Source organism: Pseudocitrobacter corydidari, assembly GCF_021172065.1.
Lineage (GTDB): Bacteria > Pseudomonadota > Gammaproteobacteria > Enterobacterales > Enterobacteriaceae > Pseudocitrobacter > Pseudocitrobacter corydidari.
In genome coordinates this window covers 4,695,420-4,715,536 of record NZ_CP087880.1, presented here as the reverse complement: position 1 = coordinate 4,715,536, position 20,117 = coordinate 4,695,420, and the positions used below count along the sequence as shown (strand labels likewise).

19 protein-coding genes are annotated in these 20,117 nt (G+C 57.7%); 4 read left to right on the top strand and 15 right to left on the bottom strand.

Annotation, left to right across the window (positions count from 1 at the left end):
- Window positions 1–50 precede the first annotated feature (50 nt).
- Window positions 51–926, top strand: coding sequence for a prohibitin family protein (locus G163CM_RS22050; RefSeq protein WP_231826293.1), 876 nt, complete (start codon window positions 51–53; stop codon window positions 924–926).
- Between the two features lie 45 nt (window positions 927–971).
- Here G163CM_RS22050 and tkt read toward each other — a convergent pair whose 3' ends face one another.
- Window positions 972–2,963: a transketolase gene (tkt, locus tag G163CM_RS22045; protein ID WP_231826292.1), complete on the bottom strand. Its 1,992-nt coding sequence runs from the start codon at window positions 2,961–2,963 to the stop codon at window positions 972–974.
- A 281-nt stretch (window positions 2,964–3,244) separates the two neighbouring features.
- Between tkt and loiP the strand changes: the two genes are divergently transcribed.
- The gene (gene loiP / locus G163CM_RS22040) at window positions 3,245–4,003 is read left to right on the top strand and encodes a metalloprotease LoiP (RefSeq protein ID WP_231826291.1); all 759 of its coding nucleotides are present in this window, start codon (window positions 3,245–3,247) and stop codon (window positions 4,001–4,003) included.
- 397 nt (window positions 4,004–4,400) lie between these two features.
- Window positions 4,401–5,669, top strand: a complete 1,269-nt coding sequence (locus G163CM_RS22035) for an OprD family outer membrane porin (RefSeq protein WP_015963093.1) — start codon at window positions 4,401–4,403, stop codon at window positions 5,667–5,669.
- A gap of 98 nt (window positions 5,670–5,767) precedes the next feature.
- On the opposite strand, the gene G163CM_RS22030 is transcribed toward G163CM_RS22035, so the two are convergent.
- The 14 genes from G163CM_RS22030 to G163CM_RS21965 all read right to left on the bottom strand — a co-directional run bounded on the left by G163CM_RS22030 (window position 5,768) and on the right by G163CM_RS21965 (window position 18,487).
- A complete protein-coding gene (locus tag G163CM_RS22030) occupies window positions 5,768–7,408 on the bottom strand; it encodes a thiamine pyrophosphate-binding protein (protein WP_231826290.1) in 1,641 nt (546 codons plus the stop codon).
- A gap of 15 nt (window positions 7,409–7,423) precedes the next feature.
- Entirely contained in the window at window positions 7,424–8,893 is a 1,470-nt protein-coding gene (locus G163CM_RS22025) for an aldehyde dehydrogenase (protein WP_231826289.1), read from the bottom strand.
- A 9-nt stretch (window positions 8,894–8,902) separates the two neighbouring features.
- Window positions 8,903–9,673, bottom strand: a complete 771-nt coding sequence (locus G163CM_RS22020) for an aspartate dehydrogenase (protein ID WP_015963090.1) — start codon at window positions 9,671–9,673, stop codon at window positions 8,903–8,905.
- 9 nt (window positions 9,674–9,682) lie between these two features.
- Complete coding sequence (locus tag G163CM_RS22015; RefSeq protein ID WP_231826288.1) at window positions 9,683–10,477, bottom strand: SDR family oxidoreductase; 795 nt, start codon at window positions 10,475–10,477, stop codon at window positions 9,683–9,685.
- Complete coding sequence (locus G163CM_RS22010; protein ID WP_231826287.1) at window positions 10,461–11,231, bottom strand: alpha/beta fold hydrolase; 771 nt, start codon at window positions 11,229–11,231, stop codon at window positions 10,461–10,463. Before G163CM_RS22010 ends, G163CM_RS22015 begins: the two co-directional genes overlap by 17 nt.
- Before the next feature lie 9 nt (window positions 11,232–11,240).
- Window positions 11,241–11,771 (bottom strand): cupin domain-containing protein, encoded by a 531-nt coding sequence (locus tag G163CM_RS22005; protein ID WP_015963087.1) that lies wholly within the window; start codon window positions 11,769–11,771, stop codon window positions 11,241–11,243.
- Between the two features lie 10 nt (window positions 11,772–11,781).
- Window positions 11,782–13,038 (bottom strand): MFS transporter, encoded by a 1,257-nt coding sequence (locus G163CM_RS22000; protein ID WP_231826286.1) that lies wholly within the window; start codon window positions 13,036–13,038, stop codon window positions 11,782–11,784.
- A 26-nt stretch (window positions 13,039–13,064) separates the two neighbouring features.
- Complete coding sequence (locus G163CM_RS21995; protein ID WP_231826285.1) at window positions 13,065–14,261, bottom strand: NAD(P)/FAD-dependent oxidoreductase; 1,197 nt, start codon at window positions 14,259–14,261, stop codon at window positions 13,065–13,067.
- Window positions 14,258–15,184 (bottom strand): VOC family protein, encoded by a 927-nt coding sequence (locus tag G163CM_RS21990; protein WP_231826284.1) that lies wholly within the window; start codon window positions 15,182–15,184, stop codon window positions 14,258–14,260. The genes G163CM_RS21995 and G163CM_RS21990 overlap by 4 nt, the downstream gene beginning before the upstream one ends.
- Before the next feature lie 87 nt (window positions 15,185–15,271).
- Window positions 15,272–16,060 (bottom strand): IclR family transcriptional regulator, encoded by a 789-nt coding sequence (locus tag G163CM_RS21985; RefSeq protein WP_108475824.1) that lies wholly within the window; start codon window positions 16,058–16,060, stop codon window positions 15,272–15,274.
- Between the two features lie 16 nt (window positions 16,061–16,076).
- Window positions 16,077–16,826 carry an SDR family oxidoreductase gene (locus tag G163CM_RS21980; RefSeq protein ID WP_231826283.1) on the bottom strand — a complete coding sequence of 250 codons (750 nt, stop codon included), beginning with the start codon at window positions 16,824–16,826 and terminating at the stop codon, window positions 16,077–16,079.
- The gene (locus tag G163CM_RS21975) at window positions 16,826–17,848 is read right to left on the bottom strand and encodes an aromatic ring-hydroxylating oxygenase subunit alpha (protein WP_015963081.1); all 1,023 of its coding nucleotides are present in this window, start codon (window positions 17,846–17,848) and stop codon (window positions 16,826–16,828) included. Before G163CM_RS21975 ends, G163CM_RS21980 begins: the two co-directional genes overlap by 1 nt.
- 10 nt (window positions 17,849–17,858) lie before the next feature.
- Window positions 17,859–18,167 carry a recombinase-like helix-turn-helix domain-containing protein gene (locus G163CM_RS21970; RefSeq protein ID WP_015963080.1) on the bottom strand — a complete coding sequence of 103 codons (309 nt, stop codon included), beginning with the start codon at window positions 18,165–18,167 and terminating at the stop codon, window positions 17,859–17,861.
- The gene (locus tag G163CM_RS21965) at window positions 18,164–18,487 is read right to left on the bottom strand and encodes a Rieske (2Fe-2S) protein (protein WP_231826282.1); all 324 of its coding nucleotides are present in this window, start codon (window positions 18,485–18,487) and stop codon (window positions 18,164–18,166) included. The genes G163CM_RS21970 and G163CM_RS21965 overlap by 4 nt, the downstream gene beginning before the upstream one ends.
- Before the next feature lie 415 nt (window positions 18,488–18,902).
- Here G163CM_RS21965 and G163CM_RS21960 point away from each other — a divergent pair, with 415 nt between their 5' ends.
- Window positions 18,903–20,114: an MFS transporter gene (locus tag G163CM_RS21960; protein ID WP_231828410.1), complete on the top strand. Its 1,212-nt coding sequence runs from the start codon at window positions 18,903–18,905 to the stop codon at window positions 20,112–20,114.
- Window positions 20,115–20,117: the final 3 nt, after the last annotated feature.

Here is a 20,117-nt window from a genome sequence, read left to right as displayed (position 1 = left end):
CCCCAGGCTTCTTGTGCCATCTTCCGGTTTTTTACTCACGGATGAAAGTCATGGAAGCGTCTGCGCTAAAAATACCTTTTCAGCCTCGAAAAATTATATTCATCACCTTTTCGGGGCTCATTATTCTGTTTCTGCTGCTCCTCTCCTGGTACACCGTCAACGAAGGCGAACGCGGTATTCTCTTGCGTTATGGAAAAATTGTGAAGGTTGCCGAGCCGGGTCTCGGGTTTAAAATCCCGTTCATTGAAGGTGTGGAAAAGATTTCAATTCGCAATCAGGCGGTAGTTTATCAGGGGCTTCAGGCTTATAGTCGCGATCAACAGCCCGCGCAAATGACCGTATCCGTCAGCTTCCATATTCCGCCTTCAGAAGCCGGCGCGGTCTATACCACCTACAACACCATTGACGCGCTCAAAGACAGGCTGATTGTCCGCCAGCTTCCTACACAGCTGGAAAACGTATTTGGTCAGTACACTGCCATCAGCGCGGTACAGGATCGTACCAGGCTGGTTCAGGACCTGCAAAACGCGATGCGCAAAGCTATTGTTGGCCCGGTGGTTATCGACGGGGTACAGATTGAAAATATCGACTTTTCCGACGCTTATGAAAAATCGATTGAAGACAGAATGAAGGCGGAAGTCGCCATTGCCACCCGTAAGCAAAATCTGGAGACCGAAAAAATCCAGGCGCAGATTGCCATCACCCAGGCGCAGGCCGAAGCCGAGAGTAAGCTGGCCGCAGCCAAAGCCGAAGCGGAGACCATTCGTTTAAAAGGTGCGGCAGAAGCAGAAGCCATTCGCCTGCGCGGCGAAGCGCTGCGCGATAATCCGAATCTCATCGCGCTGACCACCGCTGAACGCTGGAACGGTAAACTGCCGGATACCATGATCCCCGGTGGAACGGTGCCGTTTATTTCGACGAAATGAAAAAAGGGCCGCTTTCGCGGCCCTTCTCACAAAACGTCTTACCAATTACAGCAGCGCTTTTGCTTTCGCAACAACGTTGTCAACGGTGAAGCCGAACTCTTCAAACAGCAGCTCAGCCGGAGCAGACTCACCGAAGGTAGTCATACCGATGATAGCGCCGTTCAGGCCAACGTATTTGAACCAGTAGTCAGCGATACCCGCTTCCACAGCAACACGTGCGGAAACCGCTTTCGGCAGGACGGATTCGCGGTAAGCCGCATCCTGTTTGTCGAATGCGTCGGTAGACGGCATGGAAACCACGCGCGCTTTCACGCCTTCAGCAGTCAGTTTTTCGTATGCCGCTACAGCCAGTTCAACTTCAGAACCGGTCGCGATGAAGATCAGTTCCGGCTGGCCGGCACAGTCTTTCAGCACATAACCACCGCGAGCGATGTTTGCCAGCTGTTCTGGAGTACGTTCCTGCTGCGCCAGGTTCTGACGGGAGAGGATAAGCGCAGTCGGGCCGTCCTGACGTTCTACACCGTATTTCCACGCAACCGCGGATTCAACCTGGTCACAAGGACGCCACGTGGACATGTTCGGGGTCACGCGCAGAGAAGCCACTTGCTCTACCGGCTGGTGAGTCGGGCCATCTTCGCCCAGACCGATGGAGTCGTGGGTGTAGACCATCACCTGACGCTGTTTCATCAGCGCGGCCATACGTACGGCATTACGCGCGTATTCCACGAACATCAGGAAGGTGGAGGTGTACGGCAGGAAACCACCGTGCAGGGAGATACCGTTCGCGATCGCGGTCATACCGAATTCACGTACACCGTAATGGATGTAGTTACCGGCTGTATCTTCGTTGATAGCCTTAGAACCAGACCACAGGGTCAGGTTAGACGGTGCCAGGTCAGCGGAGCCGCCGAGGAATTCTGGCAGCAGCGGGCCAAATGCTTCAATCGCATTCTGAGAGGCTTTACGGCTGGCGATTTTCGCCGGGTTAGCCTGCAGTTTGGCGATGAATTCGTTGGCTTTCGCGTCGAAGTCAGACGGCATTTCGCCTTTCATACGACGAGTGAATTCAGCAGCTTCCTGTGGGAAGGCTTTCGCATAAGCAGCGAACTTCTCATTCCAGGCAGATTCTTTCGCCTGACCTGCTTCTTTCGCATCCCACTGCGCATAGATTTCAGACGGGATTTCGAACGGCGCGTATTTCCAGCCCAGTTTTTCGCGGGTCAGCGCGATTTCAGCGTCACCCAGCGGCGCACCGTGGGAGTCGTGGGTGCCGGCTTTGTTCGGCGAACCGAAACCGATGATAGTTTTGCACATCAGCAGGGACGGTTTGTCAGTCACTGCGCGCGCTTCTTCTACGGCGCGTTTGATGGAGTCTGCATCGTGACCATCAACACCGCGAACCACGTGCCAGCCGTAGGCTTCGAAACGTTTAGCGGTATCGTCGGTGAACCAGCCTTCAACGTGACCATCGATAGAGATACCGTTGTCATCGTAGAACGCAACCAGTTTGCCCAGTTTCAGGGTACCGGCCAGAGAACATACCTCGTGAGAGATACCTTCCATCATGCAGCCGTCGCCCATGAACGCGTAGGTGAAGTGGTCAACGATGTCGTGGCCCGGACGGTTGAACTGCGCCGCCAGCGTTTTTTCTGCAATAGCCATACCGACTGCGTTAGCAATACCCTGACCCAGCGGGCCAGTAGTGGTTTCCACACCTGCGGTGTAGCCCACTTCCGGGTGACCCGGAGTTTTGGAGTGCAGCTGGCGGAAGTTTTGCAGTTCAGACATCGGCAGATCATAACCGGTGAGGTGCAACAGGCTATAAATCAGCATGGAGCCGTGGCCGTTAGACAGCACGAAGCGGTCACGGTCAGCCCAGGAAGGGTTCTGCGGGTTGTGGTTCATGAAATCACGCCACAGGACTTCGGCAATGTCAGCCATACCCATCGGGGCACCCGGGTGACCGGATTTGGCTTTCTGTACTGCGTCCATGCTCAGCGCACGAATAGCATTAGCAAGCTCTTTACGTGAGGACATTTTGACTCCAGTTCGGACTGTTGAAGGCTATGCCCCTTAACGACTTGACGACCGCGCGTTATGGGCTACGCCAGAAAAAAGTGCCAACAATGTAACCCAAGCGACAAGTCATGTACATGGACCATCCTTTTGCCGCTTCAGAAATCTCCGGAACAGGGCACACTCTGCGCAAACCACTCGCTCATCTTTAAGGATTTTCTTTATACTTAAGGCATCTTTCGCTCCGTTTCTCTGGAGCAACTTTCAGATTTTATATAGATGAATGAGTTCGGAATAACATCATGAAAACACGTGCGATCGTGCTGGCTCTGGGTACGTCACTGCTGCTGAGCGGCTGTCAGAATATGGATTCAAACGGCATGTTAAACTCCGGCGCGGGCGCCTTTCAGGCCTTCTCGCTGAGTGATGAACAGGTGCAGGCGCTAAGCGACCAGGCCTGTAAGGATATGGACGCAAAAGCAACCATTGCTCCGTCGACCAGCGACTACAGCAAGCGTCTGAGTAAAATTGCCGCCGCGCTGGGGGATAACATCAACGGTCAGCCGGTGAACTATAAGGTTTACGTGGCGAAAGACGTTAACGCCTTTGCGATGGCTAACGGCTGTATTCGTGTATACAGCGGCCTGATGGACATCATGACCGATAACGAAGTCGAAGCGGTGATTGGTCATGAAATGGGTCACGTTGCGCTGGGCCACGTGAAAAAAGGCATGCAGGTGGCGATTGGTACCAACGCACTGCGCGCCGCCGCCGCATCGGCGGGTGGCATCGTGGGCAGCCTGTCGCAATCGCAGCTTGGCGATTTGGGTGAAAAACTGGTGAACTCCCAGTTCTCCCAGCGTCAGGAATCGGAAGCGGATGACTACTCTTACGATCTGCTGCGTAAGCGTGGCATTAACCCAACCGGCCTCGCCACCAGCTTTGAAAAACTGGCGAAGCTGGAAGACGGTCGCCAGAGTTCCATGTTTGACGATCACCCGGCATCACAGGAACGTGCGGCGCACATTCGTCAGCGTCTGGCGGCGGATGGGATTAAATAAGTGTACTGCCTCTCTTCTTTGGAAGAGAGGCTTATTCATCATTGTGCAAAGCTAATGCGATTATTTTATTCATCATTAAATCGCATCAATCGCTAATTAAACAGCACGATTTGCTAACGATAACTGAAAATCGCCAAATAAATAATTTCAAAAGATCGCGTTTCAAAAGATATTTATTTTGTCATTTACAAACTTCCTGTTCATTCTCTCCTTGAGAATAAACCAATGCCATATAATCCATAGTCCATCCCCTGTAAGCCTTGCCAGTCGTGGCCTGACATACCCGGCAATAGTGAAGAAACATTTACACACATAATGATTGCAATCGTTATTCATTCAGGAGAATATCGCGAAGAACTCACAACTTTTAATATAGACAGACAGAGACGTTCCCGCCGTGAAAAATAAATTATCGTTAATTGCATTAGGCCTGATCGCCGCTACACCTGCATTTGCCAGCCAGCAATCTGAAAGCCAGGGCTTTGTCGATGACAGCCATTTAGATGTATTTTTGCGCAATGCGTATATCAACCGTGATTACCAGGATGGGCTGAAAGATAAAGCCGAATGGGGTCAGGGCATTGTCGCGACCTTTGAATCTGGCTTCACCCAGGGTGTGGTAGGTTTTGGCGTTGACGGTATTGCGCAGTATGGCGTGCGTCTGGACGGTGGCCGTGGCCGCAGCGGCGCGGGCGGGATCGACTTCTTCGCTCAGGATAACGATGGCCGCGCGAAATCAGACCTCGCGAAATTTGGCGCGACGGTCAAAGCGCGTTTCTCGAATACCGTGCTGAGCTACGGTACCCAGCGCCCGGCGCTGCCGATTCTGACGGCGGATGATTCTCGTCTGTTATACGAAACCTACACCGGTACCCTGTTGACTTCTAAAGAGATCGACGGCCTGGAAGTGAACGCCGGTTACTTCACCGACGAACAGCGTAAGAGTGACGATAGCCATAACTCCGGCCTCGAAAGCATCTCCTTCGGCGGCGCGAGCTATCAGTTCAACGACCAGTTCAGCGGGGCAATCTATGCCTCTCACATTGAAGATGTGATGAACAAACAGTACCTGGGCCTGAACTACAAACAACCGTTCAGCACCGGCCAGCAGCTGGTTCTTGATTTCAACGGTTATAACTCTCGCCTCACCCCAGGCTATGCTGAATCGCTGGATACGGGCCGCAGCAACAGCATCTGGAGCCTGGCAGCCAGCTATATCTGGGATATTCATACCTTTAAAATCGCTTATCAGCAGAGCAGCGGCAGCACGGGCTATAACTACGGCGGCTACCGTAATCAGGGCGGCGTGGGTGATGGTGGCAACACCATCTGGCTGGCGAACTCCTACTGGTCTGATTTTAACGGTGAAGACGAACGTTCATGGCAGGCATCTTACGGCCTGGACTTCGCGGGTCTCGGTCTGCCGGGCCTGAGCTGGACCACCGCTTACGTGCGCGGCGATAACATCAAAACCTCGCAGACCAGCAACGGTAAAGAACACGAGTGGTTCAACCAGGTGCAATACCAGGTTCAGGACGGCGTGGCGAAGGATCTGAAATTCAAAGTCCGTTACTCCGTACTGCGCGTCTCTAACAACGCCAGCGACTATAACGTGAGCGGGAACGAAGTTCGCGTGTACGTTGAGTATCCGTTCAACGTATTCTGACGTGTGTAACGCCGGATGGCGGCTGACGCCTTATCCGGCCTACCTACAGATGAGTGTCCAGGCCCGGTAAGCGTTCGCGCCACCGGGCTTTTTATCTTTTAATACAACGTCTTCTGCGGCGGCCCGGCAAAACGCAGCGCGCCAATCTCGCCCATTCGCACTTCCACGACCGACGGCCCCGGCATCGCCAGCGCTTCGGTCATCGCAGCCTGGAAATCTTCCGCACGGTTCACCGTCCACGCCTGTAAGCCAATGGCCTGCGCCAGCGCGGTAAAGTCCGGCGTGTGCAGTTCGTTATAGTACTGGCGACCACCGAAGTATTTATCCTGAATACCGCGCATCACGCCGTAGCCGCCGTCATTCATAATCAGCAGCGTGACGTTGGCTTTTTCCTGCGCCAGCGTCGCCAGTTCGCCCAGATTCAGGCTCAGGCCACCATCGCCTACCAGCCCCACCACTTTGTGCTGCGGATTCGCAATTGCGGTGCCAATCGCCATCGGCAGCCCCATCCCAATCGCCCCGGCGAGGGAGTGGATGTTTTTCAGCGGCTGATGGGCGCGGAACAGACGACTGCCCCACAGGCTGCCGGAAACGGTGATATCCCGCACCAGAATGCCGTCGTCCGGCAACGCATGTTCAATGGCATCATTCAGGCCAGCATAGGCGCCACACTGCTCGCGCAACCCCTGCTCTGCCGCCACGACCGCCTGCTGCACCTGCTCATCCCACGCGCTGTTGCCCCATTCACGCCCCTGGGCTTTCGCGGCTAACGCCGTCAGCAATGCGCCGCAGTCGGCGATAATCGTCTGATCCATCAGGTAATTCCGGCTTGCCGCCGCCGGGTCGATATCAATCTGCACGCGTGGTTCCGGCAGCGTCAGCGTCCAGGAGCGGGTTTCGTTACTGCGCAGGCGCGAGCCCGCCACCAGCGTGAAATCACAGCTTTCCATAATGGCTTCCACGGAAGGCGAGTTATGGAACGCGCGCAGGCTGGCGCGGTGATTATCCGGCAACACACCGCGAGCATGGGTGCTGGAAATGACCGTCATCCCGGCATCCGCCAGCTTCTTAACTGCCGCCGCGCTCGAAAGCGCCCCACCGCCCAACCACAGCAGCGGTTGCTTCGCCTGCTTAAGCTGCGCCCACAGCGCATCAACGGTTGCGGCATCCACCGCCGCAGGCGTCGCCGGACGCACTGCTGCCGTCACCAGCGAAGCGGGAATTTTCGCGCCCTGAATATCAATAGGAATTTCCACCGACACCGGGCCACACGGCGGGGTCTGCGCGTCCTGAATCGCTTTATGCAGAATCGCTATCGCCTGATTGGCATTGCTGATGCGATAGGCGCGTTTTGAGCTGGCCTTCAGAAAAGTCAGCTGGTCGCGCGTCTCGTGAATAAACCCGGTATCCGCGTCGAGCCAGGCTTTTTCTACCTGGCCGGTCAGATGCAGCAGCGGCGTGCAGGCGTTCATCGCCTCGACCAGTGCGCCAACGGCATTGCCCGCGCCTGCGCCGGTGCTGGTCAGCGCCACGCCAAGCCCGGAAAAACGCCCGTGCGCATCCGCCATCGTCACCGATCCCGCTTCCCCGCGCGCCGGGACGAAACGGATATTGCCACGCTGCCCAACGGCATCGGCAATCGGCAGGTTGTGGATAGAGATAACGCCGTAGATAGCGTCTACCTGATACTGCTCCAGCGTTCTGGCAATGGCCTCGCCGACGGTAATCATTTCACTCATAACTCACCCTTATTCTTAGTCGCACCAGCGGTTGACGCTATTGCCCGTCGCCAGATAAATGCTCTTTTGTTGCATCCAGGCTTTCAGCCCCTGAATACCCTTTTCGCGGCCCAGACCGCTCTCTTTAAAGCCCCCAAACGGGGTCGAAATGGCGAAAACTTTGTAGGTGTTGATCCACACCGTGCCCGCTTCCAGCCGCTCGCTTAAGCGCAGCGCTCGCCCGGTGTCGCGTGTCCAGATACCCGCCGCCAGCCCGTAAACCGATGCGTTTGCCTCAGAAATCAGCGACTCTTCGTCGGCAAACGGCATGGCCACCAGCACCGGGCCGAAGATCTCTTCCTGACAGACGCGCGCCTGATAATTCAGGCCGTCGATAATCGTCGGCTGGAAATAGCTGCCACTGGCAAGCGCCGGGTCTGCGGGAATTTCACCGCCGCACAGCACGCGCCCGCCCTCTTTCTGTGCCAGCGCGACGTAATCCATCACGCTTTTACGGTGCTTTTCGTTAATCAGCGGCCCAATGTGCGTGCCTTCCTGATGAGGGTGCCCAACGCGCAGCCCACGGGTTAATTCCAGCAGCCGCGCCATTAGCGGTTGATAAACGGATTCGTGAATAAACAGACGCGAACCGGCGATACACGCCTGCCCTGCCGAACTGAAAATGCCGTAGCAAATGCCGCGCGCCGCCTGTTCGATATCGGCATCTTCCAGCACGATAGTCGGCGATTTTCCGCCCAGCTCCAGCGAAGCGGGGATCAGTTTTTCCGCCGCCACGTGCGCCAGATGCCGCCCGGTAGTCGTGCCGCCGGTGAAAGAGATTTTGCGAATCAAGGGATGGCGCGCCAGCGCATCGCCAATCACCGAGCCTTTCCCCGGCAACACGCTCAACAGCCCGGCAGGCAGCCCTGCCTGTTCAAAAATACGTGCCAGTTCAAGCGCCATCAGCGGCGTGGCCTCCGCCGGTTTGAGGATCACCGCATTGCCCGCCGCAATCGCCGGAGCGACCTTCTGCATTTCGCTGGCAATCGGCGAGTTCCACGGCGTAATGGCCGCCACCACGCCCAGCGGTTCATAGCGGCTGAGGGTTAATACCTCCGCCATGCGCGGGGTCGGCAGCTCGCCTTCCAGCAGTTCGCAGGCCGCCGCAAAATAACGCGCCGTTCCCGCCGCGCTCAGCACCAGGCCACGCGCTTCCGGCAACGGTTTGCCGTTGTCGCGGCTTTGCATCAGGGCCAGTTCATCTACGCGCGATTCGATAATATCGGCGACCTTGTGCAGCACTTTTGCCCGCTGATGCGGCAGCGCATTGCGCCATGCCGGGTCACGCCAGGCGCGCTCGGCGCTTTTCACCGCGTCGTTCAGATCGTCGATGCTGGCGGCGTTGAGGGTGGCGTTCAGCGAACCGTCCGCCGGGAAGGTGCTCTGCATCGCGTCACCGTTACCGCGTCGCCAGGCTCCGCCCACAAAAATAGAGAGTTCTTGCATATCAGCCTCTTAGCACTGAGCCAGTTCACGGCAGGCGCGCACCGCACTCAGCGCCGCCAGCGTGGAGGTTTTCGGGTTGCTGGCGAGCGGCAGGCCGCTGAGTTCGAGGTGGAATTCGCCAAACAGCCCCTCAACGTGCAGGGTATGGGTGTTACGTTTTGTCGCCGGATCAACCATTAACTGAACGCGGGTGTCGTCCATTCCCACGCCGCCCAGCGCCACGGTTGCCGCCACGTTGGCATTTGCCGGGAAGAGGCGTGCGGCTTCCCGCGCACTGCCTTCGAAAAAGATTTGCGCTTCCTGCACCGTCGCCAGGTCAATCAACTGCTCGGCGTAGCTCCCACGCCAGCTGGCCGGGCTTTTACGCGACTGATAGGTCACGCGCTGCAAGCCGCCCTCTTTTGCCGCCGATAAACCGTCGATGCCCGCCACCGCGCCTGCCAGCAGGGTTAATTTCCCCCCCGCATTCAGCAGCCGCTGTTCAAGTTCGCTATCGGCCAGCGCACCGGTGGAGATAACCGCCAGGTGCCAGCCACGTTTGAGGACCGCTTCGCCGTACTGCGCCACCGCCTGCTGGCTGGCGCACTCCAGCACCAGATCCGGCGTAGCATCGCATGCCAGCGGATCCACCAGCGGGGTAACCTCGCCGTGAAAACGCGCCAGGATCGCCTGATGATGTGATTCCCGCGCCACGATCCAGCCGATCGCCACGTTGGCAGGTAAACGTTCGATCACCGCCTGCGCCATCGCGCCGTAGCCAATTAACATGACCTTTTTCATCATTGCTCCTTAAAGGTGACGGCAGAAACCGCCGGAGACATCCAGCGCGGCCCCGGTGGTGAACGAGGCCAGCGGCGACGCCAGGAATAACAGCGCCTGAGCGGGCTCCTGCGGTTTGCCCAGACGGCCCATCGGAATACCGCGCTTACGGGCGATATCACCGGTCCACTCCGGCCAGCTCTGGCTTTTATCACTGCGCTGCTCATAGCGGCGCTTCCATTGGCCAGATTCCACCATCCCCAGCAGGATGGAATTTACGCGGATACCTTTCTCAATCAGATCTTTCGACAGGGTGAGCGTCATGTTCAGCAGCGCGGCGCGCGCAGCCGAGGTGGCTATCATGTGCTCTTCCGGCTGTAGCGCCAGCAGCGAGTTCACGCAGGTGATCGACGCGATATCCGACGCTTCCAGCTGGCTTAAAAACGCCTGCACCGGGTTGATGACGCCAAACAATTTCAGCTCGGCCTCATGCAGCCATGCGCTGCGCGGAGTGTCGGCAAAATGGGCGACAAAGCCCTGCCCGGCGTTGTTGATCAGCATGTCGGCGCGGCCCAGATTCGCCTCAACGGCGGCGGCGAACGCCTGCACATCCTCTTCTTTCAGTACATCGCAGCAGGCAGAGAAAACCTCACCCTGCGGAAATTCGTTGAGCAACGCGGCGTGCGCGCTGGCGAGCCTGTCCGCATCGCGGCCACAAAACGCCACTTTTGCGCCTTCACCCAGTAACAGGCGCAGGGTTTCAAAACCGATCCCCGACGATCCCCCGGTGACTACCGCTACACGCCCTTCAATTTGTGCATTCATCGCGCACCTCTTCCATTGCCTGCAAAAGCCATTGATTAAATGTCGTTTCGTTATCGAGATAGCTGGCATGCCCGGCCGCAGGAACGACGGTGTACGGCATGCCGTAACGTGCGGCCAGCGCCTGCGCGGCATCCGGTGGCGTGATGGTGTCCTGCTCACCGCAGCACACGCTGAACGCACCGCCGTATTGTTCAAGCCAGCGGTGAATATCGTCGTGCGCCAGCATCCACGCCGCCGCCAGATACCCTTCCGGGCGCAGACGTCGCATCCCTGCCGCCACCGTCGCCACATCGTCCTGGCATGCCGCCGGTTGCAGCAGTGCCGCCGCGCGGGTTTGCGCGAGGATCTCGCCGCCCATCGCTATTTGCTGTTCCCGGCTGCGCCACACCTGTTCGCGCTTTTCCGCCGTCGCGTTGCCGTAACCCTGCGCCGGGTCAGCCAGCAGCAGATGCACTACCCGTTCGGGGTAACGCGCAGCAAACGCGCTGGCGACCAGCGCGCCCAGCGAATGCCCCACCAGCACCGTTTGCCAGACGCCAGCACGGTCAAGCAACAGCGCAAGCGCATCGGCGTAGTCGCCCGCATTCGCCCGCTCGGTTGCCAGCATCGGGCTTTCGCCATAACCCGGCATATCCCAGGCCAGCACGCGGCAGCCCGGCAGCGCCATCTGCTTATGCCAGGAAGCGGCACCGGAGCTGATGCCATGCAGCAGCATCACCGGCACGCCATGGCCCTGTTCACGAAAACCCGTCATCGTCATTCCTTAGTTACGTTTCACTTTCGACAGCGGATGGTCTGCCGGATAGGTTGGGATTTCGGGCTTTTTGGTGCCGAGCATCACGCACATCAGCGCTTCTTCTTCGCCGTGGTTAAACAGGCCGCGATAGATCCCCGCCGGAACGGAGATGAGATCGCGCTCGCGCAGCACCGTTTCGGTGTAGTTGTCACCATCCTGAATCATCAGGGTGATCTGCCCTTTCAGCATGAAGAAGACCTCTTCCACGTCATCGTGCAGATGCAGCGGGCCTTCGCATTTCGACGGCAGCACCATGGTGGAGAAAGTAAAGTGTTCCGCCGCAACGGTGTTGGTATCGCTGGCGACGCCGGTCGCCCCGGTACCGATATAACGCATCTGCGCACGGCGATATTTCGGGTCAAAATCGGCCTGGAACTTCAGCGCGTTCCAGTCATATTTACGGCCTTCAAAGCGGGCAATACGCGACTCCACCCACTCTTCCATGCTCAGATTTTCTGGCTTGATGCCGGTTTTCGCGCTTACGGTTGAATCAGACATGACACACTCCTCAGTAACGTTTAAGCAGCGGCAGTAACAGGACGCACCCTACGGTCGCCATCACCACCAGAAAGATCAGCCCGGAATCCATACTGTGAGTGAAGGCGATCAGCGCCCCCATCACCGCCGGCGACAACGCCCCGGCAAAGTTTCCCAGCCCGTTGAAAATACCGCCCGCCGTGGCGCTCACCCGTGGATGGGTCGCTTTTGCCAGCAGGGCGAAAATGTTCGGCGCGCCCACGCCCCACATAAAGGTGCTGAAGCTCATGGCGGCGATGATGGTCAGCGGCGTATCCAGATGCATGACCGCCGTCAGGCCAATGGCCGCCCCCGCCATCGAGATAAAGCAGGCGGCGGCGCGTTTATCGACGCGATCGGAAAGCCACGCGCCAATCACCTCGCCCAGTAGCATGGCGATGAACGGCATCGACGACAGCCAGCCCGCATGCTCCAGGTGAATGCCTTTACCTTTAATCAGGTAGCCAGGCAGCCAGCCGTTGATGCCCCACAGATAGGTCAGGAAGGCGATGTTAAAGACGCAAATCATCCAGAAGTGAGTGCTGACAAACAACTCCTGACGCGCCGCCCGACGCGTTAGCTGCGACTGTTGCGTCGGTGCCTGTTTCGCCTCCAGCTGCACGCCACGCAGGCCAATGCGCACCAGAATCAACACCGGGATGGTGAGCAGCGCCATGGTGAAGAAGGTGCTCTGCCAGCCAAAGGTATTGAGCAGCCAGATGGAAAGCGGGAAGCCAATTGCCGCGCCCACGGGCGTGCCGAGCAGCCAAAGCATGGTGGCGCGCGCCTGCAAATGCTGCGGGAAGGAGTGGCGCACAATGGCGAACGCCAGCGGGAACAGCGGCCCTTCCGCCACACCGAGCAGAATGCGCAGCGTGACCATCAGCGTATAGTTATGGGTAAAGCCCATCATCACCATCAGCACGCACCACACCACCATCATCCCGGTAAGCAGACGCAGCGGTGCGATTTTGTCGCCCAACCCACTCAGCAGTACGGAGGAAAAACCGTAGCTCAGCAGGAACGCGCTCATCAGAATGCCGAGGCGCGTGGTGTCAAAGTCGATTCCCATCGCCTGCTGGAAATGGCTGTCGGAAAAGAGTGCGGCAATGCTGATTTTGTCGAAAAACGCCAACAGGACGCAGGCCAGCAGCGACAGCGGAATAGCCCAGCGAACGGTCGTTTCAGGCGTGAAGACGCCCTCACCGCGCGCCTCAACGGGCGCGGTGTTGTTCTCTAATGTGCTCATGTTCCCCCCTGAGGGTTACGTCGCGGTTAGCGTAGTGACATCAGTGAAAATGCGGGATCGCCCAATGGCTCGGCGTTCAGATCGCGCCCGCTCGCCATCCAGCGTTTCGCAAGCTTAACGGTGCGCGGATCGTTAAACGCCACCAGTTGATTCAGCGTACCGTCAGCGTTGAGCGAGAAGAAAATCGGTCCTTTTTCTTCCCGGCGAACCACCGTCCGGCTGTTCGGCTGCGGAATGCCAAGGATCTGAATATTGTGCTGGTATTGATCCGACCACAGCCACGGCACGTCGTCGTAACCGGGTGCGTTGGTATCCAGCATCGCTTTGGCCGTCGCCACCGCCTGATTCTGCGCAAATGCCCATGACTGCACGCACAGACCGTAACACGCGTGCTGCGCCACATCGCCCACGGCGAAGATTGCCGGATCTGACGTGCGTCCCTGCGCATCGACCACAATACCGCGATCGGTTTTCAGCCCGGCATCGCGTGCCAGCTCCAGGTTGAGATCGACGCCGATCCCCACCACCACCGCGTCGAAGATCTCACGCTGGCCGTCGCAGTGGATCACCGCGTTTTCATCGCCGCCATCCAGTTCGATAGCGCCACACCCGGTGCGCACATCCACGCCCTGCTGCTGATGCAGCGCCAGCAGTTCAGCGGAAACTTCCGCGCTGACTGAGCGCATACACAGCGCGGGCTGTTGTTCAAACAGAGTGACCGCAATACCGCTTTTGCGCGCCGAGGCGGCAATCTCCAGGCCAATCCAGCCGCCGCCGATAATCGCCAGCGTTTGGCTCTGTGCCAGGCGCTTTTTCAGACGCTGCGCATCCTGCCAGTGGCGCAGGGTATACACCTGCGGATGCGTCGCCCACGCGTCTCCCGGCAGGCGCGCCCGGCCTCCGGTGGCGATCAAAAGCTGGTCGTAGCTCAGTGACTCTCCGTTACTCAACGCAACGGTTTTTGCTTGTGGATCAATATTCTGCGCGCGAAGCGGGCGATACCAGCGCAGGTTCAGCGCCTGCTGTGCCTCCTCGCTGAACAGGCGCGGTAGCGTCGGGGACGCTTCCAGCAGCGAGGCTTTTGACAGTGGCGGGCGTTCGTAGAAATCCCACTCCTCTTGTGCCACTACGCAAATCTCACCGTCGAAACCGTCATCGCGCAGGGTTTTCGCCGCCCAGCCGCCCGCCTGACCGCCGCCGATAATCACGATGCGCACCGTCATACCGCCTCCGGCTTCTTCTGCTGGCGGCGGGTGTCGTGGTCGATACCGCCTTCCACCGCCCACTCGGTAAAGGAGACCAGCGAATGCTCCAGCTCGCGCGGCTGCCACTTCTCTGTGAGGTAGTCGTCGTTGGTGTAGTACTCGAACGCGCCGCCGGTTGGGCTGTTCACGTACCAGAAATAGGCAGAAGAGACCGGGTGACGGCCGGGACCGATAAAGGTGCTCCAGTCATGTTTGTTCATGGCAATGCCGCCGCCGATCACTTCGTGGATGTCACGCACGGTGAAAGCGACGTGATTCAGCCCGCGCTTGCGGTTGGGCAATTGCAGCAGAAAAAGATTGTGATGGCCGCCGCGCGCCTGGCAACGCAGGAATACCGCGCGGTTGATGTAACGGTCAGAGACCTGGAAGCCCAGCACTTCACGGTAGAATTTCTCCACCGCCGCCAGTTCTTCAACAAAGAACACGACGTGGCCGATATTAATCGGCTCCGCACGATCGTAAACCGGGCTGGGTGTGTCGATACGGCGTGCATCGCCCCACTGGTTAATCGGCTCAACGTTCAGCTCAACCGGCTGCTGCTGGCTGACCTGCACGCGCAGGGTCATGCCGTTCGGGTCACGGCATTCCAGCGCACCGTCCACCTCACGATAACCCGGCTGGCTGGCAAGCTTCGGGCGCAGCGCATCCAGTTCCGCCTGGCTCGCCACGCCCCAGGTCATGCGACGCAATGTGTTGCCCGCTTCAAAAGCGTCCGGCAACGCGGGGGCGTTCTGCGAATTCAGCTCCACGCTCGCACCGCTCAGGGTGGTGAAACGACGCCCGCTGGCATCGCCCTTCAGGCCAAAATCAGCCATAAATTTCGCGCTGTGGGCCACGTCATCGACGCCAAACTCCAGCTTTTCAATTCCGATTACACTCATGGTTCGTTGCCTCTTTGCCACGCTATGCCCTGATTTGGGCGTAGAGCATGCCCGACGCCGCTCAGCGCCTGCATCTAACTGTTTGATTTAACTGGCTTGTGACAGATACCCTAAAAAGCCAGAGATTTTGTCCGCCGCCATGCGAACGTCGTTTTGCAACCGATCGCGATCGGTTTGCGGCACCTGTTCCGAGGGCACCAGAATACTTACTACCGCCGCTACGCGCCCGCTGCGGTCGTAAACCGGATAGACAATGGAGGAGATCCCTTCGCGGAAGAATGATTCGCCAATGACATAACCACGCGCTTTATCCTGCTGCACCATTTGCCACAGCGCTTCCCGGTCATGCGGCTGGCCCAGCGTATTTCCCGGTAAGCGTTCGTTCGGGAAAATCTGTTCAAACTCGCTGCGCGAGACATCCGTCAGTAGCATGCGGCCCAGCGATGTGCAGTGCACCGGCAAACGCGTGCCGATACTGACATGGTTGATACGCGAGCCGGCGGCGCTGACGCGAGCGATGTAGATAATGTCGCGCCCGTCGCGGATCGCCAGATGGCTGCTGCACTGGCTGCTGTCGCGCAGTTGCTCAATCACCGGCTGCCCAACCTGGGCCACATCCAGCGAGGCGATATATTCAAAGCCAAGACGCAGCACGTTCATGCCGAGCGAGAAGGTGTTAGTGCGCGGGTTGCGCTCCAGAAACCCCATGTACTCCAGCGTCTGAACGACGCGGTAAGCCGTCGCTTTCGGCATATCCACCAGACGATGCAGCTCAGCGAAGGTCAGGTCGCGGTGCTGTTCACCAAAGGCCAGCAGCAGCTGTAAACCGCGCTCCAGACCGGGCACCAGGTACTTGATTTCGTGCTCGTTCGCCATACTGCCTCCGCCCTGTTCAGTTAAAAATAAAGCCGCCGTTGACCGGAATAAGCTGCCCGGTAACAAACCCGGAGAGATCGCTCAACAGCCACAGCACGCTACCGGTGACATCCTCTGGCTGCTGCGCGCCCGCCAGCGCCCGGCCATTTTCATACAGTTGATGACGCTCAGCAGGCACGTACTCCGTCGCTTCCACGCGCGTCAACCCCGGCGCAATCGCATTGATACGGATACGTTTTTCGCCCAGTTCACGGGCCATCGAACGGGTCATGGCAATCACCGCGCCCTTGCTGGCAACGTAGGCCATCAGGCGCGGCGCGCCCCACAGCGCGGTGTCCGAGGCCACGTTAACGATCCCCGATCCCTCGCGCAGCAGAGGCACGGCGGCGCGTGTCACCAGCCAGGTACCTTTGACGTTGACGTTCATCACCCGATCCCAGAGATCAGGATCGTAGTCGATCATATTTTTACCGCCGACGCCGGTCGCCATCGCCGCGTTATTCACCAGCCCATCAATCGCCCCACTTTCTGCGATGGCGGCAAACGTAGCGTCGATAGACGCGCTGTCGGCTAAATCAATCACGTAATCTTCAATACGGTAGCCCTGCTCACGCAGGCTGTGCGCGCTTTCCGCCAGCTCACCGGCGAGGATGTCGCACATCACAACCATCGCGCCCTGCTCTGCACAAGATTTGGCAAAGTGAAAACCGAGCCCACGTGCCGCGCCGGTCACCACGATGCGCTTGCCGTCGAGTAAGCCGTGCATCAGGCCGCTCCCTGCTGCGCGTCGCGCGTCGCCAGCTGTTCTTTTGCTGCTTTCTGCATCATGCGGCGCAGGCGGGAAAGGCCGACATCGTGCTGATAGAGATATTCATGATCGCGGGCGTTCGGCGCCAGGCTCTCCAGCACCACGCGATCCTGTTCCAGCACTTCCCAGTGCAGTTTCTCCAGGCGGTTGCGGTACATAAAACGCCAGAGATCGCGCTGCCAGCCCTGTACGCGACGGATACGCCAGAAGAAGACGCGGCAGTTGTCGTTATCTTCCGGCACCACCATGCCGACAATCCAGAAATGACCGCCCGGCCCAAAACGACGTTTGTACGGGATCGAGAGGCGCATCCAGTAAGTGCCGCTGTTGCCCAGCTCAACCCAGTCGAAGTTGACACCGCTCTGCCCTTTTTTCTCGAAGATGAAGCCGGTTTGGGTCGGTTGCAGCACCATGTCGGCTTTGCGATCGCCTTCCGCCATCGAGTGCGAAGACGAGTGCAGGTAGGTGCCGTGCATCGGGTCCATGACGTTTTCCAGCGCGTACTGGTAATTGCATTTCCACGCGGCAGAACAGAGGAAGTTGCTGTAGCTTTCGGTGTCCGCCAGCTCTTCCGGGAAGGTGAGCTCTTCCGGCTGTTGGTCAGCGGTGACGCCAAACCACAGGAAAATCGCGCCGTGCGCTTCCTGCACGTTGTAGCTGCGCACGCACTGCTGGCCCACCAGCGGGCAGCGATCCACCGCCGGAACGTCTTTCACTTCACCGTTGCCCGCCACTTCCACACCGTGATACCAGCAGGCAATACGGTCGCCAAGGTTCCAGCCCATCGACAGACGCGCGCCACGGTGCGGGCAGCGATCTTCCAGCGCCTGTACCTGACCATCTTTGTTACGCCACACCACGATTTGTTCGCCCAGGCGGGTGATCCCGACCGGCGCGGACTGCACTTCCCAGCTCGCCAGCACCGGATACCACAAACCGCGCAACCCTTTATCGAGATAGCTCTGTACTGTTGTTGTCATCACCCCCCCCTCAGTAACCGTTAACCTGTAAGAATGCCTGGAAGCTGTCATCGCTCCATGGCGCGCCCTGCTGGTCGTACATGCGAATCGCGTTGAGCCCGTTGACCAGTTCCGGCAGCGTCTCCACGCCCTGCTCGAACAACTCTTCCAGCGCGGTAATCAGCAGCAGCTCCCAGTTCTCCGGCACGCGGCTGCGGGTTTGCCAGATGATATTCTGGTAATCACCCGGCTTGTGAATGTTGCCGTTACCGCCTTCTGCGGGCGGGGTAAACTGGCGGCTTTCCGGCAACGCCGGGTTGAAATCCAGAGTTTCGCTCATGCCACGGTCTCCTCAATGAAAGTGATCTGAATTTGGTTTTCGAATACCCGTACCGGGTAGCGATTCAGGTTGCGACCACCGGGCCCGTGCAGACACTGGCCGGTTTTAACGTCGAACACCGCTTCATGCAGCGGGCATTCCACTTTGCCGTCTTCGACAAACCCCTGGCTCAACAGCGCGTAAGCGTGAGGACAAACGTCTTCCAGCGCGTAAAACTCGCCATCGACCAGATAAATACCGATCTCTTTACCTTCAATTTTGCCGCTATAAGGGAAATCTTCCTGTACCTGCTCCGCGTCACATACGCCTATCCAGCTCATCGCATTCCTCCAGGCTTTTGTTTCATATATGAAACTGTGTTTCTTATTTAATACGCTCAATATAAAAGCGGTGAATCTTTCGTCAAGCGCAAATGTGACGTTTTTGTTAAGTGCTATGCAATTAATTAGCTAAGTGTGTAATCGATCACGAAAAACTGCATCGATATGAAATTGTGATTTATGAAGGCGGAAAGAATCGGTTTTATAAATAGCGTGGTTTTCACTTTCAAAGATATTGACTTTTACTTTATGGGATTATTAATAAATAGCACAAGGCTTCACCACTCAGTTTCACAGGTGAAACTCGAAAATAAATTAACCATTAATATCAATGAGTTTCACTGGTGATACATTTTCACAATGAAACTATAAATACAAAATAATAAATAACATTACTGGCAGGAGAAATGAGATGATTTCAGCACGCTGGCAGGGCGTCATCGCGTTATTGTTTCTAATTGTGATTTCTTATGTCGATAGAGTAAATATCTCGGTGATGATTCTCAATGCCGATTTCGTCAATCACTTTCATATAAATGAAAACAGAATGTTACAAGGAATGTTAATGACATTCTTTCTCCTGGGTTATGGATTGTCGGCACTTCTATTAACTCCGGTAATGGAAAGTAAACTCAATTACCGCCAGGGACTGTTGATCAGCATCGCGGTTTGGGCGCTGGTTTGCGCTATCTCCCCTCTGCTCGGATCGCTGTTCGGCATGCTTATCGCGCGCGTGATCCTCGGCATTGCTGAAGGGCCGCTCTTTTCACTGAAGACGCGCTACATCAGCGACCACTTTGCCGCGCAGGAGATTGGCAAACCGAATGCCGTAAGCGCCCTGGGCGTATCGCTCGGGCTGGCCGTTGGCTTCCCGCTGGTCACGTTTCTGATGCAACATCTGGGCTGGATGGGCTCATTTTATGCGCTTGCTGCGCTGAATTTGCTGCTTGGCGGCGGGCTAATTTATCGCTTTTTACCTGCGCCGCAGAAAGCGAATCGCACCACTAAAAAGGGGTTGAGCGAGACTTTTATGCTGGCCTGGCGCACGCCGCTGCTCGGCTGGATCCTGCTGGTTGAGATTGCCACGTTGAGCTATCTGTGGGGCAGCAGTGCGTGGCTTCCGGCGTGGCTGCGCGATGAGCATCACTTTTCTCTGCACGCGACGGGCTTTCTGGCCGCCATTCCATTTCTGCTGAGTCTCGGGTCAAAATTTTTAGGCGGCGTTCTCCTCGATAAACTGCGCCCGGAACAGGCCCCGCTGCTGTTCGTCACCGGCGGCGCGCTGACGGCCTGCTCGGTGCTGGCGCTCATGCTCAGCCATCAACCCGCCATGCTGGGGCTGTTTTTACTCTCAGCGAATATTTTCTGGGGATTACAGGGGGCAGCCATTCCGGCGGTGGTGCAGCATCACGCGGCGCACGACGCGGTGGGCAGCGCCTATGGGATCATTAACGGGATTGGCAATATTTGCGCGGCGTTTATTCCGCTCCTGATGGGCGTGGTGATGAAATATGCAGGGTCGGTGAGCGCAGGGTTTTCGGTTCTGGTGGCGTCGCAAATCGTGACGCTGCTGGCAGGGGGAATGTTGCTGCTGCGCATGCGTCGCGCAGCAGCGGTCAGCGCGTAACGG